Source organism: Nocardia sp. NPDC047648, assembly GCF_040642815.1.
Lineage (GTDB): Bacteria > Actinomycetota > Actinomycetes > Mycobacteriales > Mycobacteriaceae > Nocardia > Nocardia gamkensis.
This window is the reverse complement of record NZ_JBEYSX010000001.1, coordinates 574,386-593,536: the sequence shown is the minus strand read 5'-3', so window position 1 is coordinate 593,536 and position 19,151 is coordinate 574,386. Positions and strand designations below refer to the sequence as shown.

Sequence of the window (19,151 nt, the reverse complement as noted above, 5' to 3'; positions counted from 1 at the left end):
GGGCGTGTCAGGCTGGCGGCATGGACGCAGACGAACTCGACTGGAACAAGACGTTGCGCGAACAGTGGGAGTTCCACTGGACCCGGCAGCTCCGGCCCCGGCTCCAGGGCCTCACCGACGACGAGTATTTCTGGTCGCCGGTCCCGGACGCCTGGAGCGTGCGGCCGCGCGGCACTTCGACGGCGCCCGTGCAGGCCGGTGCGGGCGATTTCACGATCGACTTCGCCCTTCCCGAGCCGGTTCCCGCACCGTTCACCACCATTGCCTGGCGACTCGGTCACGTCATCGTCGGCGTGCTCGCCGCGCGCAACGCCGCCCACTTCGGCGCGCAGGCGGCGTCGTACGAGACATGGGAGTACGCAGGCGACGCGGCCACCGCGCTCGACCAGCTCGAGGCCCAGATCGACACCTGGCTGGCCGGGGTGAGCGGTCTCGGACAGGCCGCCCTCCGGGAGCCGATCGGCGCGAAGGAACCCTTTCCCGAGTTGCCCATGGCCGATCTGGTGCTGCACATCCACCGCGAGCTGATCCACCACCTGTCCGAGGTCTGCCTGCTGCGCGACCTCTACACCCACACCGGACCCGCCACTATGAGGAGACCCGTGACCACGACGCATCTCGACCCCGAGGAACTGCACCGGAACCCGGCCTTCACGCAGGGCGTGATCGCACCCGCCGCCCGGACGCTGTATGTCGGCGGCCAGCTCGGCACCGACAGCACCGGAGAACTGCTCGACGGCATCGAAGCGCAAACCGTCCAGGCGATGCGCAACGTACTGACCGTGCTCGCCGCCGCGAACACCGGTCCCGAGCACGTCGTCAAACTCACCATCTACCTGGTCGACGGAGTCGATGCCCAGGTGGGATACGCGGCGTCGCGATCGGTGTGGGGCGATCACCGCACCGCCATCACCGTCGTCTCCACCGCAGGCCACGCCCGCCCCGGCGCACTCGTCGAAATCGACGCGATAGCGACAATCCCCGAATAGGACGGACCGCGAGCCGACGAGCCTGTGGCACTTGGCCGACGGCACCCGGTGTGACCAGGGCCGGTGGGCGACCGGCGTCGCCCCGGACGGTGTGCGTCAGAACGGCTTTCCGCCGGCCCGCACCCGCTTTTCGCGTTCTTCCGAGGTGCGTCGGCGGTCGCAGCTCGTATGTTCAGCGATGCCCGGCGCGATGGGCGCTGCTCTGGGACGCCACGATGCGAACCAGATCGCCGAGTGCGATCTCCACGTCGGTGAGGTGCAGACCCCAGGTCGCGTCCGGGACGGGATACAGCTCGGGGCTGCCCGGTTCGGGAGTCGCCATCAGCGCCGTCGCGTCGTCGCCGTGCACGCACTGGAGCCGGTACTTCTCGGCGGGGACCAGCCACGGCGTCGGCGCGACGACGGCGGACGGCCCGTGGCGAAGCGCCACTTCGACGCCGAGCGGGCTGGGCACCGGATTGCTCCGGAGCACGGTCGCCGCGGTGCGGGATTCGTTGCGGCTCAACGAGACCGGATTGGTGCAGGCGACCTCGTAGCCGGGGCCGTACGGTCGTGGCAGCGGCTCCGGGGTCATCGGGTTGCGGCCGAATCGGCTGTCCGGCGGCGGGGTCGCGCCGAAGGTCTGCCAGGCGAGCACGCATCGCGTCTGCTGCTCGCTGCGGCACAGCGGCAGATACCGGAAGTCGCCGCCCACGTCACCGTGCTCGGGCACCACCACGTTGCCACCCAGCAGGATCGCCGACAGGATCCGGTCTCGTACCGCCTGCTGCGGTTCGATCTCCTCGCGGATCAGTTGGCGCAGCATGCGCGCGCCCTGCGAATGGCCGATCAGCACGACGGGCCGTCCGCTCTCGCGCTCCGCGAGGAACTGCCGCCATGCCCGCAGGACGTCTTCGTAGGCGATCCGCGACATCTGCGCGCGCTGCTCGGGGGTGTAGGTCCGCTCCGTCGCCAACGCGGTCAGGGTCCGCTGCCGGTACACCGGCGCGAATACCTGACAGACCTGGGAGAATCGCGCCGCCTGCTGCTCGGCGACGGCCCGTACCTCCGGCGTCACGACGGTATCGGAGTTGGGCGTCGGCTCCGATGACACCGTCGGATACACGTAGAAGCAATCCACCCCCGGATCCTCGGCAGGCGCCGGGTCCTCGCGCACATCGGGTCGCCCAGCCTGGCGCACCGTCGTCGCCGCACTCCCCGCGCAGGGATCGTCCACCCGATCCGGCCTGCACAACCACACGACACCGGCGTCATCGGCGGTGTCCGCCGCAGCGCTCACCGACGACCCCGTCGCCAGTCCGACTCCGCACACGACGGCCGCGACCGCCCGCTGCCACCGACTGTCCCGCATCCCGTATACCTCACTGCTTCCGCGCCCGACCACGAGCGCCGGTCCGCGACACCGCGACCGGTGTTCCGGCGCTCTCGTCGGCGTCAGCCTAGCGGCGATCGCACGCGACGGGACCTCGATCGCTCGGCACGGTTACCACGGCCTCAGCGGCTCGCGTGGGTGCGCCGGAAGGCGAGCGGGTCGGCGTGGGTGCCGATCGGCGTGCCACCGGCCGCTCTCGGGTGCCGGGCAGCGTGAACAATGCCGACGGGCTCGGCCGCCATGGTGTCAGCCGCCTGTCGCGAGGCGAGGCCCGCGCGATCAGTAGGGAGAATCGTCATCAACATGACGGGCGCGATCGGTCGACGTCGTGGTCCTACTTCCTGCTCTTCTTCGACACTTCAGCGCCTGATTGCTGGAAAGTCTTCCGTTCCAATGAGAATTGTGACTAACATAGCTGCGGATCGAAGCGAAAGGATGCATCGACGCATGCTCAAGAGACTCGACCGGATACTCGGTTACGAGATGAAGGTCTCCGAGTTCCTCGGCACCCTCATCATCATCGGCGTTCCCTACGGGGTGGCGGGGGTGATCTGGACGCTCACCCATACCGGGCATCTCCGCGATATGCACGGCATCGACCTGGTGATGTCGTTCCTGGGATCCATCGTGTGCTGGCCGGTGCTCACCTTCTCGAATGTGTGCATGACCTGATGATGGCTGTGGTGTGGCTCATCGACGTTCTCGTGATCGTGGTGAAGATCCTCGGTGGGCGGATGAAGGTGAATCCCGTCCTTCGCGCCGGGATGTGGGTGGCTGTGCTCAGCCTCTTGCTGGCCGGCTGTGCGGTGCTCGTCGCACTGGTGGTGCTACTGCAGCGGTGGTTGGAGGGCCTGGCGTAGCGCGTCCCCGGCCCATCCGGTGGAAATGAGGAATGACCGATTACTTACCGTCTCGTGGAGGCCCGCTATGAAGTGGGCACATGCCTACAGATAAGGCATATCTCCAGTTCGGGACAGTGTCATTCGTCTGAGCGTCCGCCCGGCGGAGTCCTGCGGCGGTAGTCGATCGTGGAAGAAATAGTCAATCACTTATCCCTTGTATGACGTCTGTGTGGTGTGTAACACTGCACACGCTCCGCGCCATCGAAGGGGCGGCCGCTGGTGCGGCGGACGAGAAATCGAAAGGAACGGCCACCAGTGACTGCCTCGCTGCGATCGCCTGCCGACAAGCAACCGCCACTGGAACCGGGCGAGATCGAGAAGTTGGTCGCCGGCGCTTCGGGATTGTGGCGACGCCACCCGCAACGCTCGCTGGAAACGCTGGGCCGTCAAGTCACGCTGGGCCGGGAAGCGATTGTCCAACTGTTCGTTTCGCTGGTCCGGGGACGATTTCCCTACCAGGAGTTCATCAAGCAGTGCGCGTTCATGGCCGGGGTGTCGGCGGCGCCGACGGTGTTCGTGGCCATCCCGATCGCCGTCGTGGTCTCCATCCAGGTCGGCGCCCTGGTGAATCAAGTGGGCGCCACGACATTCATCGGCGCGGTCGCGGGACTCGGCATCATCCGCCAAGGCGCGCCACTGGTGTCGGCGTTGATGGTCGCCGGTGCGGTCGGCTCGGCCATCTGTGCCGATCTGGGATCGCGCACCATCCGGGAAGAGATCGACGCGATGATGGTGATGGGGGTCGACCCGGTACGCCGCCTGGTCGCGCCCCGGCTCGCCGCGGCGGTACTGGTGAGCGTCTTGCTCTGCGGGTTCGTCGTCTTCGTCGGCTTCGCGACCGCCTACATGTTCAATGTGTACGCCCAATCCGGCACGCCGGGTTCGTTCATCAGCTCGTTCGCCTCCTTCGCGGTGGCCGACGACCTGATTATCGCCCTGGTCAAGGCCGCGATCTTCGGGGTGCTGACCGCGGTGATCGCCTGTGACATCGGTCTGCACGCGCACGGTGGTCCAGGCGGTGTCGCCAACGCGGTGAATTCGGCGGTGGTCAGTTCCGCGCTGATGCTGTTCGCCACCAACATCATTCTCACCCAGCTGTACAACACGCTGTTCCCGGCGAAGGTGGTGTGAGGGTGGCGAGCAGCTACACACCTCCGGCGCTGAAACCGCTGCGCACCGTCGGACGCGCCGCGCTGGCGCCGGTGCACGCCAATCAGCGCCTGGGGCACCAGGCCATCACATTCTTCCAGGCCCTGGCCGCCATCCCGTTCGTCCTGCGGCACTACCGCCGTGAGGTGACGCGGCTGACGGCCGATATCGGCTGGGGCAACGGCTCGCTCATCGTGGGCGGCGGCACGATCGGCGTCGTCGTCATCTTGTGCGCGTTCGGCGGGATCATCGTCGGCATGGAGTCGTTCACGGCGCTGAACCTCCTCACGATGTCGCCGCTCACCGGCGCGATCTCCGGATTCGCCACCACCAGGGAACTCGCGCCGATTCTGGCGACCTTGGCCTTCGCGATTCAAGCGGGATGCAGATTCACCGCCCAACTCGGCTCCATGCGGATCTCCGAGGAAATCGATGCGCTGGAGTCCATCGCCATCCGCCCGCTTCCCTATCTGATCAGCACGCGCATGATCGCCTCCACCCTGACCATCATCCCGCTGTACAGCATCGGTCTGGCGACCGCCTATCTGGCCACCAAGATCACGGTGCTGTTCCTGGGCGGAACGGCGGCCGGTACCTACGATCACTACTTCTTCCAGTTCCTGATCGGCACGGACGTCTTCTTCTCCCTGCTCAAAGTGGTGGTGTTCGTGCTGCTGTCGACGTTCATCCAGTGCTACTACGGCTATGTCGCCACCGGTGGCCCGGAAGGTGTCGGGGTCGCGGCCGGGCGTGCCATCAAAATGGTGATCGTCGTGATGGTGTTCGCCAATCTTTTCCTGACATTGACCATCTGGGGTATCGATCCCGGATTCCGGATCTCGGGGTAAGGCCGACAATGATTCTGGACCCCAGTGGCCGCGGACCGAGCGCAAAGCAGTTGACCCTCGCCGGGCTGGCGGTGCTGACCACGGTCGCGGTTCTGCTGTACCTGCTGGCGCTGCGCTACACCGGCTACTTCGAGGACAAGGTGCCGGTGACCATCGTGCTCACCAGTACCGGCGACGGCTTGCCGGGCCGGGCGGACGTCAAGTTCCGCGGCATGGTCGTCGGCCGGGTGGCCGCGGTGGACGTGGTGGCTCGTGGCGCCAGGCAGCAGGCGAGCGTGGATCTGAAGCCCGGTGTGGCCGAGACCATTCCGGTGAATGTGACCGCCCGGGTGATTCCGAACAATCTGTTCGGCGTCACGGCGATCGAACTCGTCGACAACGGGCCGGAACCGAAGACACTGCGCGCCGGTGCGACGATTCCGGAGGACACCGGCAGCGAGACGGTGGCGTTGCAGACCACGTTGAACGTGCTGCGCAACGTGCTCGACAACATCCAGCCCGAGAAGCTGGGCCGCGTGCTGGCCACCCTCTCGGCGGCGCTGGATCCCTCGGCGCGCGTACCCGGCTCGACGATCGAGCGCCTGGACAACTGGCTGACCGAGATCAGGGCGACCCCTGGCGTCGACGCGCTGTTCGGGGATCTCGGGCGGGCGTCGATCGCGTTGAGCCAGTCGGCTCCCGAACTGGTCGGGGTGCTGTCGGAATCGGTGACCACCGCGCGGACGCTGGCCGAACGGCGAGCGAAACTCATCGACCTGCTGGCCACCGGAAACGCGACGGTCGAAACGGTCAACGCGCTGTTCGCGCGTAATCCCGACGCGGGCAAGTTCCTCGTCTCGGGACTGGACGATCTGTTCGGTGGTCTGGCCAAGGATCCGGAAGCCATTCCCTACACCGCCGCGAACCTCAACGTGGCACTGCAACGGCTGGCCACCACGTTCCACTTCGGCCCGGCCAGACAGATGGTGTGGAAGATGGATGTCTCGTTCACGCCCTTCCAGCAGTACACGGCGAAGGACTGTCCGCACTACGGCGATCAGTACGGTCCCCGCTGCGGCGGAGCCTCCGTCCCGGAGGTGGCACCGGAGCAGAACTATCCGCCGCAATTGATACCGAAGTGGCTCGATGCGGCAGGGCCCGCACCGGTACCGGCCGCGCCCGCACCACTGGGGGCCATGGGGCTGGTGCTTCCGAGCCTGCCCGCGATTCCCGGTCTTCCCTTCATTCCGGGTCTGCCGTCCATTCCCGGTCTCTCGCCGACGCCGAGTGCCGTAGCACCGACGGAGCCCGGCACGCAGGATCCCGGCACCACCGCGAAGCCGATCGCGCTGCGCGGATCCGATGCCGTGGCGGCGATCGTCGGAACGCGGCCGACCGTGGCGCAGTACCTGCTGCTGAGTCCGGTGCTGGCCGGCGGATCGGTCACCGTAGCCGCCGACGACGAAGGGCCGGGTAAATGAAATCAGCCAAGGCCCTCGCGGGATTCAGTGTGTTCGCGGTGGTCGCCGTCGCGCTCACCTTCACCATCTGGTCCACCTTGCAGCGGTCGGTCGAGGGCGACACCCATCGCTATTCGGCGATCTTCTCCGATGTGCTGGGGCTGCGCGTCGGCGACGACGTCCGCATGGCAGGCGTACGGGTCGGCCGCGTGGACAAGATCGATTTCACCGACGGCTACCGCGCCCAGGTCGATTTCCGGATCGATGAACGCCAGCATCTCACCACCACGACCAAGGCGCTGGTGCGCTACCAGAACCTGATCGGGCAGCGCTATATCGCCCTGGCGCCGGGCAAGGAAGCGGGCACCGTGGTCGCCCCGGGGGCCCGGATTCCCCTGGAGCGAACCGAGCCGTCGTTCGACGTGTCCGCGCTCCTGTCCGGATTCGAACCGCTGTTCAGCGTGCTGCAACCGGACCAGGTCAACTCCCTGTCCGAAACGTTGATCCAGGCCCTCCAGGGCAATCAGGTGTCCCTCGGCAACCTGATCGTGCAAGCATCCCAGCTCGCGGGCACCTTCGGGCAGCGCGACAAGATCCTGGGGGAGGTCCTGGGCAATCTGAGCTCGGTGATCGGTGGTCTCGCCCATCGCAGCGGCGAGCTCGAGACCCTACTCACGCAGGCCAGGGCGCTGGTGGAGGCCCTCTACTCGCAAGGAGAGAGCCTGAAGCACTCGGTCGACCGGGTAGCCGGCACGACCGACGCGCTGACCGGGCTGATCATGCAGGTCAAGCCCGGCCTGGCGAAGGCGCAGAACGACGCCACGACGGGTGTCGCGTTGCTGCTGCTCAACGGCGCCTCGCTGGACCGCGCCGCGGTCGAACTGCCCGCTGTCCTCAACGGCGTCGCCCGCTTCACCAGCAACGGCGCCTACGGAAACGCCTACCTGTGCAGCCTGGACGTGTCCCTGTGGGGTGTGCTGTTGCCTCCCGGACTGTTCTCCCAGGTGGGCGGCAACTCGCATTCGGAGGTGTGCCGATGATCAAAAGCATTCCAGCGCCGGGATTCCTGCGAAACCGATATCTGCGGCTCGGCCTGATCGCGGCGGCGACGGTGGCGGCGCTGCTGATCGGATCGAGTGTCTTGACTCAGGCCCGGCTGGGAGACAAGACCATCCACGCCGAATTCGCCCAGGCTGCCGGTCTCCGTCCCGGCGCGACGGTCGACGTATCCGGAATAGAGGTCGGCCAGGTGCACTCCGTTCGCCTCGAGGGCACCAAGGTCCTGGTGGATCTGAAGGTCCGCCGCGATCTTCGCTTGGGGCCGGATGCGCGCGCGGCCATCAAGATGTCGACGATCCTCGGCCGGTTGCACGTGGACCTGGTGCCGGGCGATGGAAAAGGACTCCCGGGCAACCGCATCCGGATCGAGAACACCTCGGTGCCCTACAACCTCAGCAAGGTGATCCAGGACCCGAAGTACAAGAACTCGTTCGAGCGCATCGAGCGCATCGATCCGCAGAAGCTTCGCCAGGCGCTGGATCTGGTCGACCAGCAGATGGGAGATTCCCCGCAGCTGGCAGTGCAGGCGCTCGACAGTATCGGTGCGCTCGCCAAGGTCGTCACCGATCGCCGGGACGAGGTGGATTCGCTGCTGAAGAGCATGGACCAGGTGTCCCAGCTCGTCTCCGACAACCAGAACAGCGTGCTGCTGTTGCTGACCCGCGGAGAAGCGATCGGCAACGCCGTGCGGCAGCGGCAGGATCTGCTGAGGCAATTGCTCGACAACGTCGCGGCCCTGTCGAGATTGCTGCAGCAGATGGGCCTGGAGAACAACGGACAGCTCGCGCCACTGATCCACGATCTGAACACCATGTCGGAGGGCCTGGAGAAGAACCGCGACAACCTGGACCGCCTCTACGAGAACATGCCCATCGCCCTGCGGCAGTTCAACAACGCCGTCGGCAACGGCCCGTACGGCGACGTGTGGGCGCCATGGTTCTTCCCGGACAACTGGCTGTGTTTCGCTCGAGCCGTACAGGGGTGCAACTGATGAGAACACGACGATTCGCCCAGATCGGCGGGCTGATCGTGGCCGCACTGGTCACCGGGAGTTGCGCGCTGGTACCGGACAGCCTGACCTCGCTGCCCAGGCAGTACCTCGGCGAGCACGTGCGCATCAGCGCCGACTTCGAGAATGTCGCCGGGCTCTACGCGGGCAACGAGGTCGCGGTGCTCGGCGTTCCGGTCGGCCGGGTCGACACCGTGACGGCCAAGGGCAGCTACGTCCAGGTCACCATGAGCTTGGAGAAGGGAACGCAGATCCCGGCCGATGCCATCGCCGCCCTGGTGTCGCCGCAGCTGATCACCAACCGCCATGTCGAGCTGGCGCCCGCCTACGGCGGCGACGGACCGATCCTGGCCGACGGCGCGCACATCCCGCTGGCCAGGACTCGGACACCGGTCGAGCTCGACCGCATCCTGCAGAACTTCGACCAGCTCGGCGCGGCCCTGAAGGGCGACAACGAGAACGGCCCCATGGCAAGCCGGGTCCTGTTCCCGCTCCTCGACGGCAGCGGCGATCGCCTGCGCGAGACATTGGACGCACTGTCGTCGGCCTTCGAGGTGACCTTCGCCAACAAGGACCAGATTTCGAACACCATCATCAAACTCAACGAGATCACCCAGATCATCGCCCAGAACGACCAGATCGTCCGCGATTTCAGCGGCCGCCTCACCGAGCTGGTGCAGCTGATGGGTGACCAGGCGCCCGGCCTGCAGGCGGTACTGCAACAGCTGGACCAATTCGTCACCAACACCGGCAGCCTGGTGGGCGAGAACTCCGATCAGCTCGCCGGTGCGCTGGAGCGATTCACGACGATCACCGAGCAGATGCGCGCCAACGCCCGCGGACTCACCGAGATCGTCGACATCGGACCGCTGCTGTTCGAGAACCTGTCCAACTCCGTCAGCCGGGAGCACCAAGCGCTGCGCCTGCACGCGCTGACCGACAAGGTCCTGCTCGACAACGAAGTCGTGTCGCAGTTCTGCGAACGGATCCAGATGCGCCTCGACGGCTGCCGTACCGGGAAGATCCAGGACTTCGGGCCCGACTTCGGCCTCACCGCAGCACTTCTGGGGATCACGAAATGATCGGTACGCATGGGCTTCGACGCACCGCGATGGCGGCAGCGCTGGTCGCGACGGTGAGCACGGCGACCGGCTGCACCGTGACGGTGTCCAGTCTGCCGATGCCCAAACCCGGCATCGGCGCCCCGGGCTACCCGATTCGCGCGGCATTCCGTGACGCGCTCAACCTGCCCGATCACGCGCACGTGAAGATCGGTGGGACCGACATCGGAGTCGTCACCGCGATCAGTACGACCAACTTCATCGCGGAGGTGGAAATGCTGATCAGGGAGGACATCGAGCTCCCGCGGGGCACCACCGCCGAACTGCGTCAGGCGACGCCGCTCGGAGACATCTTCGTCGCGATGACATTGCCCGCGGCCGCAGCGGATGGTGCGAATCTGCGCGCCGGTGACATCATCGGCACGGAGCACACCTCGGCTGCCGCGTCCGTCGAGCAGCTGATGATGTCGGTCTCGATGCTCATCAACGGCGGCGGCATCAATCAGGCCGCGAAGATCACCTCCGAGATGGATTCGATGTTCGCCGGTCGCGCCACGCAGCTGGCGCATCTGATCAGCGAGATGACCGCCGTCATCGCCGCGCTGAACCAGCGAACCGGAGACATCGACAACACCCTGACCGGCCTCAACGTGCTGACCGGGGAATTGGCCGGACGCAAAGCCGAACTGGGCGCCGCCGCCGATACGTTTCCGGCGTTGCTGGCGCTGTTCGCCGAGAACAACCAGTCCATCGTCGACCTGCTCGACAAAGTGTCGACGACGATGACCGCGCTCGGCGATTTCACCGAGACCACCGGCCCCCAAGCCGTCAGCCTCTTCGACAGCATCCAGCGATTGATGTCGGGCTTCACCCAGATGGGTGACGACCTGGGGGGAACCTTGGACGGCCTGCACACCCTGTACCCGTCGTTGATGGCGAGCCTGGACGGCCCCGCCTTGGCCGTCGCCGCGACGGTGTCCTATCTCAGTGTCGGCGCCTTGACCGATCCCAGCGGAAGCAGGTTGCCCGAGATCGGCGACGTGCCCGCGTTCATCGGCAGTTTGGCGCAGGTCATCGAGAAGGTGATCGGACGGGTCACCAGTCCTCCGCAACAGCCGCGGGAAGGGGGAGAACGATGAATCCTCCTCTGTGGCAGTGGCTCGTTCGGCACCGCGTCGCGCTCGCCAACCTGGGATTGGTCGTGGTGCTGGTTCTCGGCGCGGTCTACCTCGGTGCGGAAGTCCTGCGGATCAATCCGCTGCCGAGCAACTACTCGGTGACGGTGGAACTCCAGTCGTCGGGCGGATTGGCGGCAGGCAACGACGTCACCTTCCGCGGCACCAGGGTGGGAAAGGTGCGCGAGGTGAAAGTCGCGGGCAGCGGCGTCGCGGCCGTCGCCGAGATCGATTCCTCGGCGAAGATCCCGGTGGGCGGCACGGTCGCCGTCGGCCGGCTGTCGGCGGCGGGCGAGCAGTACCTGGACTTCCGCCCGGACTCCGATACCGGTCCCTACCTCACCGACGGGGCGTTGGTGGAACGCTCCCAGACCACCGTCCCGGTGACGGTGCAGTCGGTGCTCACCAACCTCAGCGGCCTCATCGGCGGCATGAACCCGGACCGGCTGACCATCATCGTCGACGAGCTCGATAAGGCCTTGGCGGGCGGTCCCGACCAGTTGCGGAACATGGTGTCGGGCATCAGCCGTGCCATGGCCGGGTTGACCGAACTGCTTCCGCAGACACGGCAGTTGATCGAGAACCTCGAGGTGATCGCGGAGACGACCTCGCATGCGCAGCCGGACCTCGCGACACTCACTCGCACGGGCGGTGTGCTGTTCGAGCAGCTGACCGCGGCCGATCAAGAGGTGCGTCACCTCCTGGACGAAGGGCCGGTCCAGCTCCGTACCCTCGGCGGTTTCGTCTCCCGCACCCAGGACCCCCTCACCGACCTGGTCACGAACTTCGTCGCGATCACCAAGGCCGCCAAGCTGCGCGCACCGGCCATCTCGGCCCTGTTCCCGGCGCTGCGGGTCGGCTCGGAGGCGCTGGGCATTCCCGCCCACGACAACGCCTTCTACACGCTGGTCGACATCTGGCCGCGCCCCACCTGCGAGTACGACACCATCCCCGTCGTGCCCACGGACAAGATGACCGACACCCGGATCCGGCTCTACAACTACTGCGTCACCAGCGATCCCGCCCTGCAGGTACGCGGATCGGCGAATGCGCCACGTCCCGACATCCCGGACAACGGGTCGACCCGACCGCCCGGCGTCACCGGCGACGAGCTGTCGCGCCCCGTCCCCGGCAACTAGGAGATCCCGATGAAGAGTGAAGACGCCGAGCCGACCGCCGAAGCCGAGTCGAGCGCGAGCCGATCGGAAGATCGCGCTGTCGAGCCGGTGAAAGCCGGCTCCGAGGACACGACCGCTGAGCGGGTGGACGGCGGCACGGAATCCGGAACGGGCGCCGCGGCATCCGCCGGTCGTTGGAATCGACTGCGCCGTCTGCCGCTAGGGCGTCCGGGGTCGATCGCGCTGCGCTCGGCTGCCGCGATCCTCGTGGGCGTTTCGGTGGCCTGCGCCTGCTACTGGTACATCCAGAACGACAACAGCAAGGACCTGCTGGCGGCGCAGGAGGACGCGCGCGCCGCAGCCTGCCGTTACGCGCCCGTCCTGGCCAACTACGACTCGAAGAACCTCGACGCCTACTTCGCCGCCGTCGGTGACGGCGCCACCGGTGACTGGAAGAAACAGTTCGAGTCCACCAGCGCCGAACTGCGTGAGGTACTCGGCCAAGGCCAGGTCACCTCGGCCACGCGCGACGTGCAGTGCGCGATCCGCGCCGGTGACGAGCACTCCGCGGAAGCGATCGTGATCATCGGCCAGACCATCACCAGTCTCGGCACCAAGGGCAAGCCCGCCCCGGGACAGCTCTCGATGGTGATGCGCCTGGAGAAGGTCGGTGACCGGTGGTTGGTGAACAAGGTCAACTCGCCGTTGGCCTTGCCGCCGCAGCCCTGACCGCGGGAGCCGGGGTCGTGTGGAACCCGACTTCGCGATGTGACCGCAGCGGTGAACCGGCCCGTTGCCTGATCCGACCACAACAAGAACATTGAACAACTTTCATTCGTAGGACCTCGGATATATAGCTGTACAGCCTGGTTCTTTTCTGTTGATCCTTGCCGCTAAATCGGTAGAATGATCAGTAACATAAATGTTAGGTCCGGTGTTCGACTGGGGTCGGTGCGACTGATTCACCTGGTCGCGCGACGTGTGAACGCAGATGGAAGGACATCACGATGACCGCAGTGGCTCCTCGATCCGATCGCGACCACGGTGTGCCGCTGACCAAGGACCGCACCCGGATCGGTATCAGCGTCACGCATCAACCGTTCACCAAGCGGCCCCTCGCACTCACCGACGCTCTGGACTTCTGGTCCTTCGCAGGCGCCGCGGCGAACGTCGTCATGCAGATGGCCCGGCCGGGTGTGGGTTACGGGGTGGCCGAGAGCAAAGTGGAATCCGGATCGCTGATGAAGCATCCGTGGAAACGCGCGCGTACGACGACGCAATATCTCGCGGTCGCCATCCTCGGCACCGAGGAAGAGCGTAAGGCCTATCGCGAAGCGGTGAATGTGGCGCACCGGCAAGTGCAATCGGCGCCGGGAGCGCCGGTCAAGTACAACGCCTTCGACCGCAACCTCCAATTGTGGGTGGCCGCTTGTCTTTACATCGGCTTCGAGGACACCTATCAGCTGTTGCACGGAAGAATGAACGACGAGCAGGCCGAAGCGTTCTATGCCTCATCCTCGACCCTGGGCACCACCCTGCAGGTGACGGAGGACATGTGGCCCGCCACCAGAGCCGAATTCGACGAATATTGGAACACCGCGTGCGAGCAGGTCGTGTTGGACGACTATGTCCGGGACTACCTCGGGAACTTGCTCGAGCTGCGCATGATCCACTGGTATCTACGGCTGCCTTTCCGCAACCTGCTCCGGTTTCTCACCATCGGATTCCTGGCCCCGATCTTCCGGGAACAACTGCGGGTGGAATGGACCGCCGCCGACCAGCGGCGCTTCGAGAACTTGTTCGTGTTCGTGTCCTTCGTCAACCGCTTCATTCCACGCTTCGTCCGCCACGGCGGATCGCACGGGCTGATGGTCGACCTGCGACGGCGCATCCGCAAGCAGAAGAACCTCATCTGAGGTCGGGCAGCTAAACCATTCGGCCGCTGCGGGACTCGGATTTGGCGATATCACGTGCTACCCGGTACATTCGTGTGGTCAAGCTACCGAGCGATCGGTGGACAGGCACGAATACCCCCGAGCGAGCCCCGAACCGATGCAGACCGGTGCGGGGCTCGGTTGGTTGACACGGACTGTTGGTTGACACGGACTGTTGGTTGACACGGACTGTTGGTTGACACGGACTGTTGGTTGACACGGACTGTTGGTTGACACGGACTGTTGGTTCATGTGGGCTTCGGGCGATTCGGGCCTGCGCGCGCTTTCGCAACGGCCTGCTCAGGTACCGCTGTCCGAAAAAAATCAGTCCGGCGGTTCTTGTGCCTCATCGGTGGTCAGTTCGGGGGCTACTTCCCGGGTCGCCATTCCACCGTGGCGGTTCTGGTCGGTCGGGCCCGGCCTGCCTCCTTTGGGCTCGCCGCTGTTCTGGTCGTCCTTGTCTTTCTCACGTGCCATGACAAACCCCTTTCCGTGTTGCTTCGATCTACCCGCCCCGGTCAACTTCAATCGGGCGGGGTGGTTATGACCGGCGCGATCATGTCGGCGGAGGTCTTCGATCGGGCGTTCATGCGCGGTGAGCAGCACGTGGTCGAAGCGGGTACGCGTCTGCACCCCGGCGCCACCGAATTCGATCAGCGCGGCAACCAGCTGCTCGGCCACCACGCGCAATTTCGTATTCGTCTCCTGCGATCGCCAGGTCAGCACGCGGAACGCCTGATCGGCCGAGATCCCGTAGACCAGCATCAGGGCGCCCTTGGCCTGCTCGATCACTTCACGAGCGGCCACCATTTCCGGCAGGGCCCCGTCGATGACATCCTGGCGTTCCTCGTCGACGGTGTCGGTGACATCGATATAGAACCCGGCCGTACCGACCACCGCAGCGGTGGAATCACGCATCTGATCTCCCACCACCAGCACGTGGTGCACGATTCCCGCGGTATCGATGATGCGGTGGCGGCCGCTGAACGGCAGCCCGGTTTGCACCGCCGTCGCCAGGGTGTCGGCGACCTCGGCTCGATCGTCGGGATGTTTGTGGGCCAAGAGCAATTCCGTGGTCGGGGTCACCTCACCCGGCGCGTAACCATGTAGGGCCGCGACTTCGTCCGACCAGGTCCAGCGTTGGTCGGCGAACCAGAATTGGAAACTGCCCGTTCTCTTCGAGATCGGGACCGTCGGCGCCGGTCCCGATGGCGCTTTGTTCGTCACCGAATCGGTTTTCCCCGGTGCGGAATAGGTATGCGCCACGACCGGCACGGCAGCGCGTGAACCGCCTCACGAGCCACACTCGCGCCTCGATCACGCGCATTCGGCGTGACGCTCGTCGCGGAATCATCGTGGAGCCGTGCCGATTCGAATGCGCCTGCGCTCACCACGGCGCTCTCGGTGTCGCGGCGGGAGGGATCTGTTCGATCTGCCCCGGCGCAACAACGGTGTGAGGAGCATCGCGACAGGGCGCCGTCAGCGGGAGCTTCAGCGCCGGTAACGCGGGTATCCGCCGCTCTGTGGTGGATTCTCTGCGACGGGCGGTCAGCACGCGCCTGCTGTTCTTCTTCATCCTCGGTGACATCCTGGGTGCGGGCGTCTATGTGCTGGTCGGGGCCATCGCACGGGAGTCCGGCGGCGCGATCTGGTTGCCGCTGCTGGTGGCGCTCGGTCTCGCCTGCCTCACCGCCGGTTCGTACGCCGAGTTGGCGACCAAGTATCCGAAGGCGGGCGGCTCGGCCCATTACGCGGGCCGTGCGCTCGGGCCTGCGGCCGGGTCGCTCGTCGGGTTCTGCATGCTCGCGGCGGGCGTCGTGTCGGTGGCGGCGCTGAGCAGGGCGTTCGCGGCGGATTATCTGCGCGCCCTGGTGAGTCTGCCCACCGCGCTCGTCGTGGTGGTGTTCCTCACCGCCTTGGCACTGCTCAACGTCTCCGGGATCAAAGAGTCGCTGGGCGCCAACGTCGCCGCTACGTTGGTCGAACTCGGCGGCCTCGTGCTGGTCATCGGGCTCGGCGCGTGGGTGATGGTCCGGGGGGACGCCGATCCGGGCCGGCTCACCGAGGTGGGGACAGCGGAGCAGGGTGTTGTCGGCGCGACTCTCGCGGGTGCCGTCCTGGCCTTCTACTCGTTCGTCGGGTTCGAGACCTCGGTGAATCTGGCGGAGGAAGTCGCCGACCCGCGCAGGTCCTATCCACGCGCGCTCTTCGGCGCGTTGCTCACCGCCGGTGGCGTGTACTTGCTGATCGGGGTGGTGGCCGGTGCCGCGGTGCCCACCGACCGGCTGGCGGACTCCAGCGGTCCGCTGCTCGAGGTGGTGCGCCTGGCCGGAGGCGTACCGGACAAGGTCTTCGCGGTGGTCGCCTTGGTGGCCGTGGCGAACGGCGCCCTGCTGACCGGCATCATGTCCTCGCGATTGGCCTATGGTATGGCTCGCGAGGGCCTGCTTCCGCGGGCGCTGGGCCGGATCCTGCCGGGCCGCCGGACGCCGTGGGTGGCGATCGGCGTCACGGCGGCGGTGTCGTTGCTGCTCGCGCTGACCGGGGAGGTGGCCTCGCTCGCGGAGACGCTGGTGTTGTTGCTGCTCGTCGTTTTCGCGGCGGTCAATGTGTCGGTGCTGATCCTGCGGCGCGCGGGCGACGAAACGGAGCATTTTCGAGCGCCCGTCGTCGTGCCTTGGCTCGGCCTGGCCTCCTGCCTGTTCCTGTTCACCCGGATCGACGGTGAGGTGTGGTTGCGGGGTGGCCTCCTGATCGGTATCGGAGTGCTGTTCGCGGCCGTGAACGCGATCCGGGCCCGCCGCTCCGAACCGAACGGTCGTGACGCCTTCCCGGTTCGGCGCGGAGCATGATGATCGGCGACACGACCATGTCCTTGCACCCACCATGAGGCCGGTGGTACACAAAATCTGTGATTACCTAGGTAGATTTTCTAACGATCGCAACCGGTGGCCAGGCGTCGGGCCTGGACGCCATCGCCACGGCGCCATGGGCGCCGATCGCAGTACGGAGATCGGATCGGCAATCCCCACCCGCACCCATCCCGGAGGTTCCCACGCATGACCTATCCAGCGCACGGCGGCTCCTTGCTCGGCAGCAGAGTCCACGGATACACCCCAGGTCGAGACAACCCGTTCCCGGCGGCGCGTCGCATTCTCGCCGTACCGGACCGTCCCAGCGAATGGCAGCCGGGAATGCTCTGGTGGGATGCGAGCACAGTACGGGTGACCTACCCGCGACCGGAGGCATCCGGACACTGGAATACCGTGCCGCACTTGGTGTTACCGGTCGAACACGGACGTCTGGCCTTCCGGATCTCCTCGCATTCGAGCGAGGCCGGGCACCTGGCACGCGACCGCCGGGTCATCGTGCAGGCGGGGGACTGGCACGGCGAGCCGGCTCTCGGGTCGCGCCAGCACCAAGGTATGGCCGAACTGCTGCGGACCGGACCGCTGGTCGACCAGGTGCGGACCGGCATGGACACCAAATACGGAAGACGGGTCGGCTTGGCGCGCCTCGCGCACAGACTGGCCATGGGCGCGGCTCCCTATGGAGACATCGTGGTCGTGGTCACGCTGCGCGAGAACCGGCTCCCCGGTCTGTGACCGCGCTCGAACCCGCCGTGGCATCGCGGGATACCGGACTCGCGAGGACTCCGCGGCACGGGAATCCCGGGAACCCGGCGCCGGTCGGTCCGTAGCCCGGTCCGGGCGCGCGGCGGCGGATTCCCGTCGGACTGGACACATGCACGGAGTGCTGTCCATACGATGGGGTCGTCGTGTCGCGGAAGGCGTGGCGCGCCGATGACCGACGGAGGTCGAAGTGAAGGTCCATCTACAGGTCACCGGAACGCCACGGCAGGTCGCGACCGAAGCGCGGGAGCTGGCCGAGACCGGGGCCGACGGCCTGTTCACCTTCGAGGGCCCGCACGACGTGTTCTTCCCCCTCGTCGTCGCGGCAGGCGCGACGTCGCTGCAATTGATGACGAACGTGGCGATCGCCGGACCGCGCAGCCCGATGCACCTGGCGCACGCGGCCTACGACCTGCAGGTCTACAGCGAGGGACGGTTCCGGCTGGGGTTGGGCTCACAGATCCGCGCCCACATCGAAAAGCGCTACGGCAGCACGTGGGGCGCGCCCGCCGAACGTACCGCGGAGAGCGTGGCGGCGGTACGGGCCATCTTCGCCGCGTGGGAAGGCCGGGCGCCGTTGAACTTCCGCGGCGAGTACTACACGCACACTTTGCTGCCGCCCACCTTCGATCCCGGACCGAACCCCTTCGGTCCTCCGCCGGTGCTGATGGGCGCGCTCGGACCGGTGATGACCCGCAAGGCCGCCGAGGTCGCCGACGGACTGCTGGTGATGCCGTTCAACAGCGAACGCCACTTCACCGAGCGCACCCTGCCCGCCGTCGCCGAGGGCCTGCGCCGGTCCGGCCGGACCTCGGAGAGGTTCCCGGTGATCGCGCAGGTGATGGTCGCACTCGGACGCACGGAGGAAGCGCTGACCGCCGCGATGGGCGGGGTGGGCTCCCTGATCGCGTTCTACGGGTCCACACCCGCCTATCGTCCCGTGCTCGAGGTCGAGGGCTGGGAACAATCGCACTCCACGCTCAACGCGCTGTCCAAGACCGGCGGTTTCGCCGAGATGCGGGCGCTGGTGACCGACGAGATGGTGCGCACGATCGGGGTGGCGGGCACACCGGAGGAGTGCGCCGCGCAGATCCGCACCCGCTTCGGCGCCGGAATCGAGGAGGTGTGCTGCTATTTCCCGGGATACGCGCCGAACGCCGCGGACGTGGCCGATCTGGTCGCAGCCTTGCACGACCGGAAAGCCTGACGCGCGCCCGTAAGGGTCGAGACGGACGCGGCACCCGATGGTGCGGCCGCCCGGTACTTCGCGCGAAGGCGATTCGGGAAGGTGGGTGCAGTCGGAGGGGATCGAGCGCACCCACCCTCGCGCCTCGGCGTCGGCTGAGCAGCGGGCACGGCCGACGCGGGCTGCGCCGGGACTGACCGACGGAGACGAATGCGAAAACCCCCGGAAACCCCGACCCGAGACCGACCTTAACTCCGCCGGTCCGGCAATGGCGGGAA

General features: G+C 66.6%; 18 protein-coding genes and 1 pseudogene. 17 read left to right on the top strand and 2 right to left on the bottom strand.

The features are described 5' to 3' along the window. Window positions 1-20: 20 nt before the first annotated feature. A pseudogene (locus tag ABZ803_RS02710) lies at window positions 21-569 on the top strand (DinB family protein); the annotation flags it as partial. 21 nt (window positions 570-590) lie between these two features. Further along, complete coding sequence (locus tag ABZ803_RS02705; RefSeq protein ID WP_084499039.1) at window positions 591-989, top strand: RidA family protein; 399 nt, start codon at window positions 591-593, stop codon at window positions 987-989. A gap of 172 nt (window positions 990-1,161) precedes the next feature. On the opposite strand, the gene ABZ803_RS02700 is transcribed toward ABZ803_RS02705, so the two are convergent. Then, entirely contained in the window at window positions 1,162-2,340 is a 1,179-nt protein-coding gene (locus tag ABZ803_RS02700; RefSeq protein WP_357031834.1) for a DUF3089 domain-containing protein, read from the bottom strand. 468 nt (window positions 2,341-2,808) lie between these two features. On the opposite strand from ABZ803_RS02700, the gene ABZ803_RS02695 reads away from it, so the two are divergent. From ABZ803_RS02695 to ABZ803_RS02640, 12 genes are all read left to right on the top strand, one after another. Next, on the top strand, window positions 2,809-3,033 hold the full coding sequence (locus ABZ803_RS02695) for a hypothetical protein (RefSeq protein WP_040867268.1): 225 nt from the start codon (window positions 2,809-2,811) through the stop codon (window positions 3,031-3,033). After that, a complete protein-coding gene (locus tag ABZ803_RS02690; protein ID WP_357031830.1) occupies window positions 3,033-3,221 on the top strand; it encodes a hypothetical protein in 189 nt (62 codons plus the stop codon). Before ABZ803_RS02695 ends, ABZ803_RS02690 begins: the two co-directional genes overlap by 1 nt. A 339-nt stretch (window positions 3,222-3,560) precedes the next feature. Further along, window positions 3,561-4,394 carry an ABC transporter permease gene (locus ABZ803_RS02685; RefSeq protein WP_040867357.1) on the top strand — a complete coding sequence of 278 codons (834 nt, stop codon included), beginning with the start codon at window positions 3,561-3,563 and terminating at the stop codon, window positions 4,392-4,394. Window positions 4,395-4,396: 2 nt separating this feature from the next. Further along, complete coding sequence (locus ABZ803_RS02680; RefSeq protein WP_357031828.1) at window positions 4,397-5,260, top strand: ABC transporter permease; 864 nt, start codon at window positions 4,397-4,399, stop codon at window positions 5,258-5,260. 8 nt (window positions 5,261-5,268) lie between these two features. Then, window positions 5,269-6,720: an MCE family protein gene (locus ABZ803_RS02675; protein WP_357031825.1), complete on the top strand. Its 1,452-nt coding sequence runs from the start codon at window positions 5,269-5,271 to the stop codon at window positions 6,718-6,720. After that, entirely contained in the window at window positions 6,717-7,739 is a 1,023-nt protein-coding gene (locus tag ABZ803_RS02670) for an MlaD family protein (protein ID WP_357031822.1), read from the top strand. Before ABZ803_RS02675 ends, ABZ803_RS02670 begins: the two co-directional genes overlap by 4 nt. Next, complete coding sequence (locus tag ABZ803_RS02665) at window positions 7,736-8,749, top strand: MCE family protein (protein WP_357031820.1); 1,014 nt, start codon at window positions 7,736-7,738, stop codon at window positions 8,747-8,749. The genes ABZ803_RS02670 and ABZ803_RS02665 overlap by 4 nt, the downstream gene beginning before the upstream one ends. Then, window positions 8,749-9,849 (top strand): MCE family protein, encoded by a 1,101-nt coding sequence (locus tag ABZ803_RS02660; protein ID WP_357031817.1) that lies wholly within the window; start codon window positions 8,749-8,751, stop codon window positions 9,847-9,849. The genes ABZ803_RS02665 and ABZ803_RS02660 overlap by 1 nt, the downstream gene beginning before the upstream one ends. Then, window positions 9,846-10,967: an MCE family protein gene (locus ABZ803_RS02655; RefSeq protein ID WP_357031814.1), complete on the top strand. Its 1,122-nt coding sequence runs from the start codon at window positions 9,846-9,848 to the stop codon at window positions 10,965-10,967. Before ABZ803_RS02660 ends, ABZ803_RS02655 begins: the two co-directional genes overlap by 4 nt. After that, window positions 10,964-12,142, top strand: a complete 1,179-nt coding sequence (locus ABZ803_RS02650) for an MCE family protein (RefSeq protein ID WP_357031811.1) — start codon at window positions 10,964-10,966, stop codon at window positions 12,140-12,142. Before ABZ803_RS02655 ends, ABZ803_RS02650 begins: the two co-directional genes overlap by 4 nt. A gap of 9 nt (window positions 12,143-12,151) precedes the next feature. Next, window positions 12,152-12,850 carry a hypothetical protein gene (locus ABZ803_RS02645; RefSeq protein ID WP_357031808.1) on the top strand — a complete coding sequence of 233 codons (699 nt, stop codon included), beginning with the start codon at window positions 12,152-12,154 and terminating at the stop codon, window positions 12,848-12,850. Between the two features lie 278 nt (window positions 12,851-13,128). Next, window positions 13,129-14,037: an oxygenase MpaB family protein gene (locus tag ABZ803_RS02640; protein WP_357031805.1), complete on the top strand. Its 909-nt coding sequence runs from the start codon at window positions 13,129-13,131 to the stop codon at window positions 14,035-14,037. Between the two features lie 342 nt (window positions 14,038-14,379). Here ABZ803_RS02640 and ABZ803_RS02635 read toward each other — a convergent pair whose 3' ends face one another. Next, complete coding sequence (locus ABZ803_RS02635; RefSeq protein WP_357031802.1) at window positions 14,380-15,282, bottom strand: PAS and ANTAR domain-containing protein; 903 nt, start codon at window positions 15,280-15,282, stop codon at window positions 14,380-14,382. 296 nt (window positions 15,283-15,578) lie between these two features. Between ABZ803_RS02635 and ABZ803_RS02630 the strand changes: the two genes are divergently transcribed. From ABZ803_RS02630 to ABZ803_RS02620, 3 genes are all read left to right on the top strand, one after another. Next, entirely contained in the window at window positions 15,579-16,907 is a 1,329-nt protein-coding gene (locus ABZ803_RS02630) for an APC family permease (protein WP_357031799.1), read from the top strand. Between the two features lie 207 nt (window positions 16,908-17,114). Then, window positions 17,115-17,660, top strand: a complete 546-nt coding sequence (locus ABZ803_RS02625) for a hypothetical protein (protein WP_357031797.1) — start codon at window positions 17,115-17,117, stop codon at window positions 17,658-17,660. 217 nt (window positions 17,661-17,877) lie between these two features. Beyond that, window positions 17,878-18,894: a TIGR03617 family F420-dependent LLM class oxidoreductase gene (locus ABZ803_RS02620; protein ID WP_357031794.1), complete on the top strand. Its 1,017-nt coding sequence runs from the start codon at window positions 17,878-17,880 to the stop codon at window positions 18,892-18,894. Window positions 18,895-19,151: the final 257 nt, after the last annotated feature.

Excerpts from the sequence above, each read along its gene's own strand:
- ABZ803_RS02705 (WP_084499039.1), top strand. The coding sequence starts at position 591 with ATGAGGAGACCCGTGACCACGACGCATCTCGACCCCGAGGAACTGCAC.
- ABZ803_RS02700 (WP_357031834.1), bottom strand. The coding sequence starts at position 2,340 with ATGCGGGACAGTCGGTGGCAGCGGGCGGTCGCGGCCGTCGTGTGCGGA.
- ABZ803_RS02695 (WP_040867268.1), top strand. The coding sequence starts at position 2,809 with ATGCTCAAGAGACTCGACCGGATACTCGGTTACGAGATGAAGGTCTCC.
- ABZ803_RS02690 (WP_357031830.1), top strand. The coding sequence starts at position 3,033 with ATGATGGCTGTGGTGTGGCTCATCGACGTTCTCGTGATCGTGGTGAAG.
- ABZ803_RS02675 (WP_357031825.1), top strand. The coding sequence starts at position 5,269 with ATGATTCTGGACCCCAGTGGCCGCGGACCGAGCGCAAAGCAGTTGACC.
- ABZ803_RS02670 (WP_357031822.1), top strand. The coding sequence starts at position 6,717 with ATGAAATCAGCCAAGGCCCTCGCGGGATTCAGTGTGTTCGCGGTGGTC.
- ABZ803_RS02665 (WP_357031820.1), top strand. The coding sequence starts at position 7,736 with ATGATCAAAAGCATTCCAGCGCCGGGATTCCTGCGAAACCGATATCTG.
- ABZ803_RS02660 (WP_357031817.1), top strand. The coding sequence starts at position 8,749 with ATGAGAACACGACGATTCGCCCAGATCGGCGGGCTGATCGTGGCCGCA.
- ABZ803_RS02655 (WP_357031814.1), top strand. The coding sequence starts at position 9,846 with ATGATCGGTACGCATGGGCTTCGACGCACCGCGATGGCGGCAGCGCTG.
- ABZ803_RS02650 (WP_357031811.1), top strand. The coding sequence starts at position 10,964 with ATGAATCCTCCTCTGTGGCAGTGGCTCGTTCGGCACCGCGTCGCGCTC.
- ABZ803_RS02645 (WP_357031808.1), top strand. The coding sequence starts at position 12,152 with ATGAAGAGTGAAGACGCCGAGCCGACCGCCGAAGCCGAGTCGAGCGCG.
- ABZ803_RS02640 (WP_357031805.1), top strand. The coding sequence starts at position 13,129 with ATGACCGCAGTGGCTCCTCGATCCGATCGCGACCACGGTGTGCCGCTG.
- ABZ803_RS02625 (WP_357031797.1), top strand. The coding sequence starts at position 17,115 with ATGACCTATCCAGCGCACGGCGGCTCCTTGCTCGGCAGCAGAGTCCAC.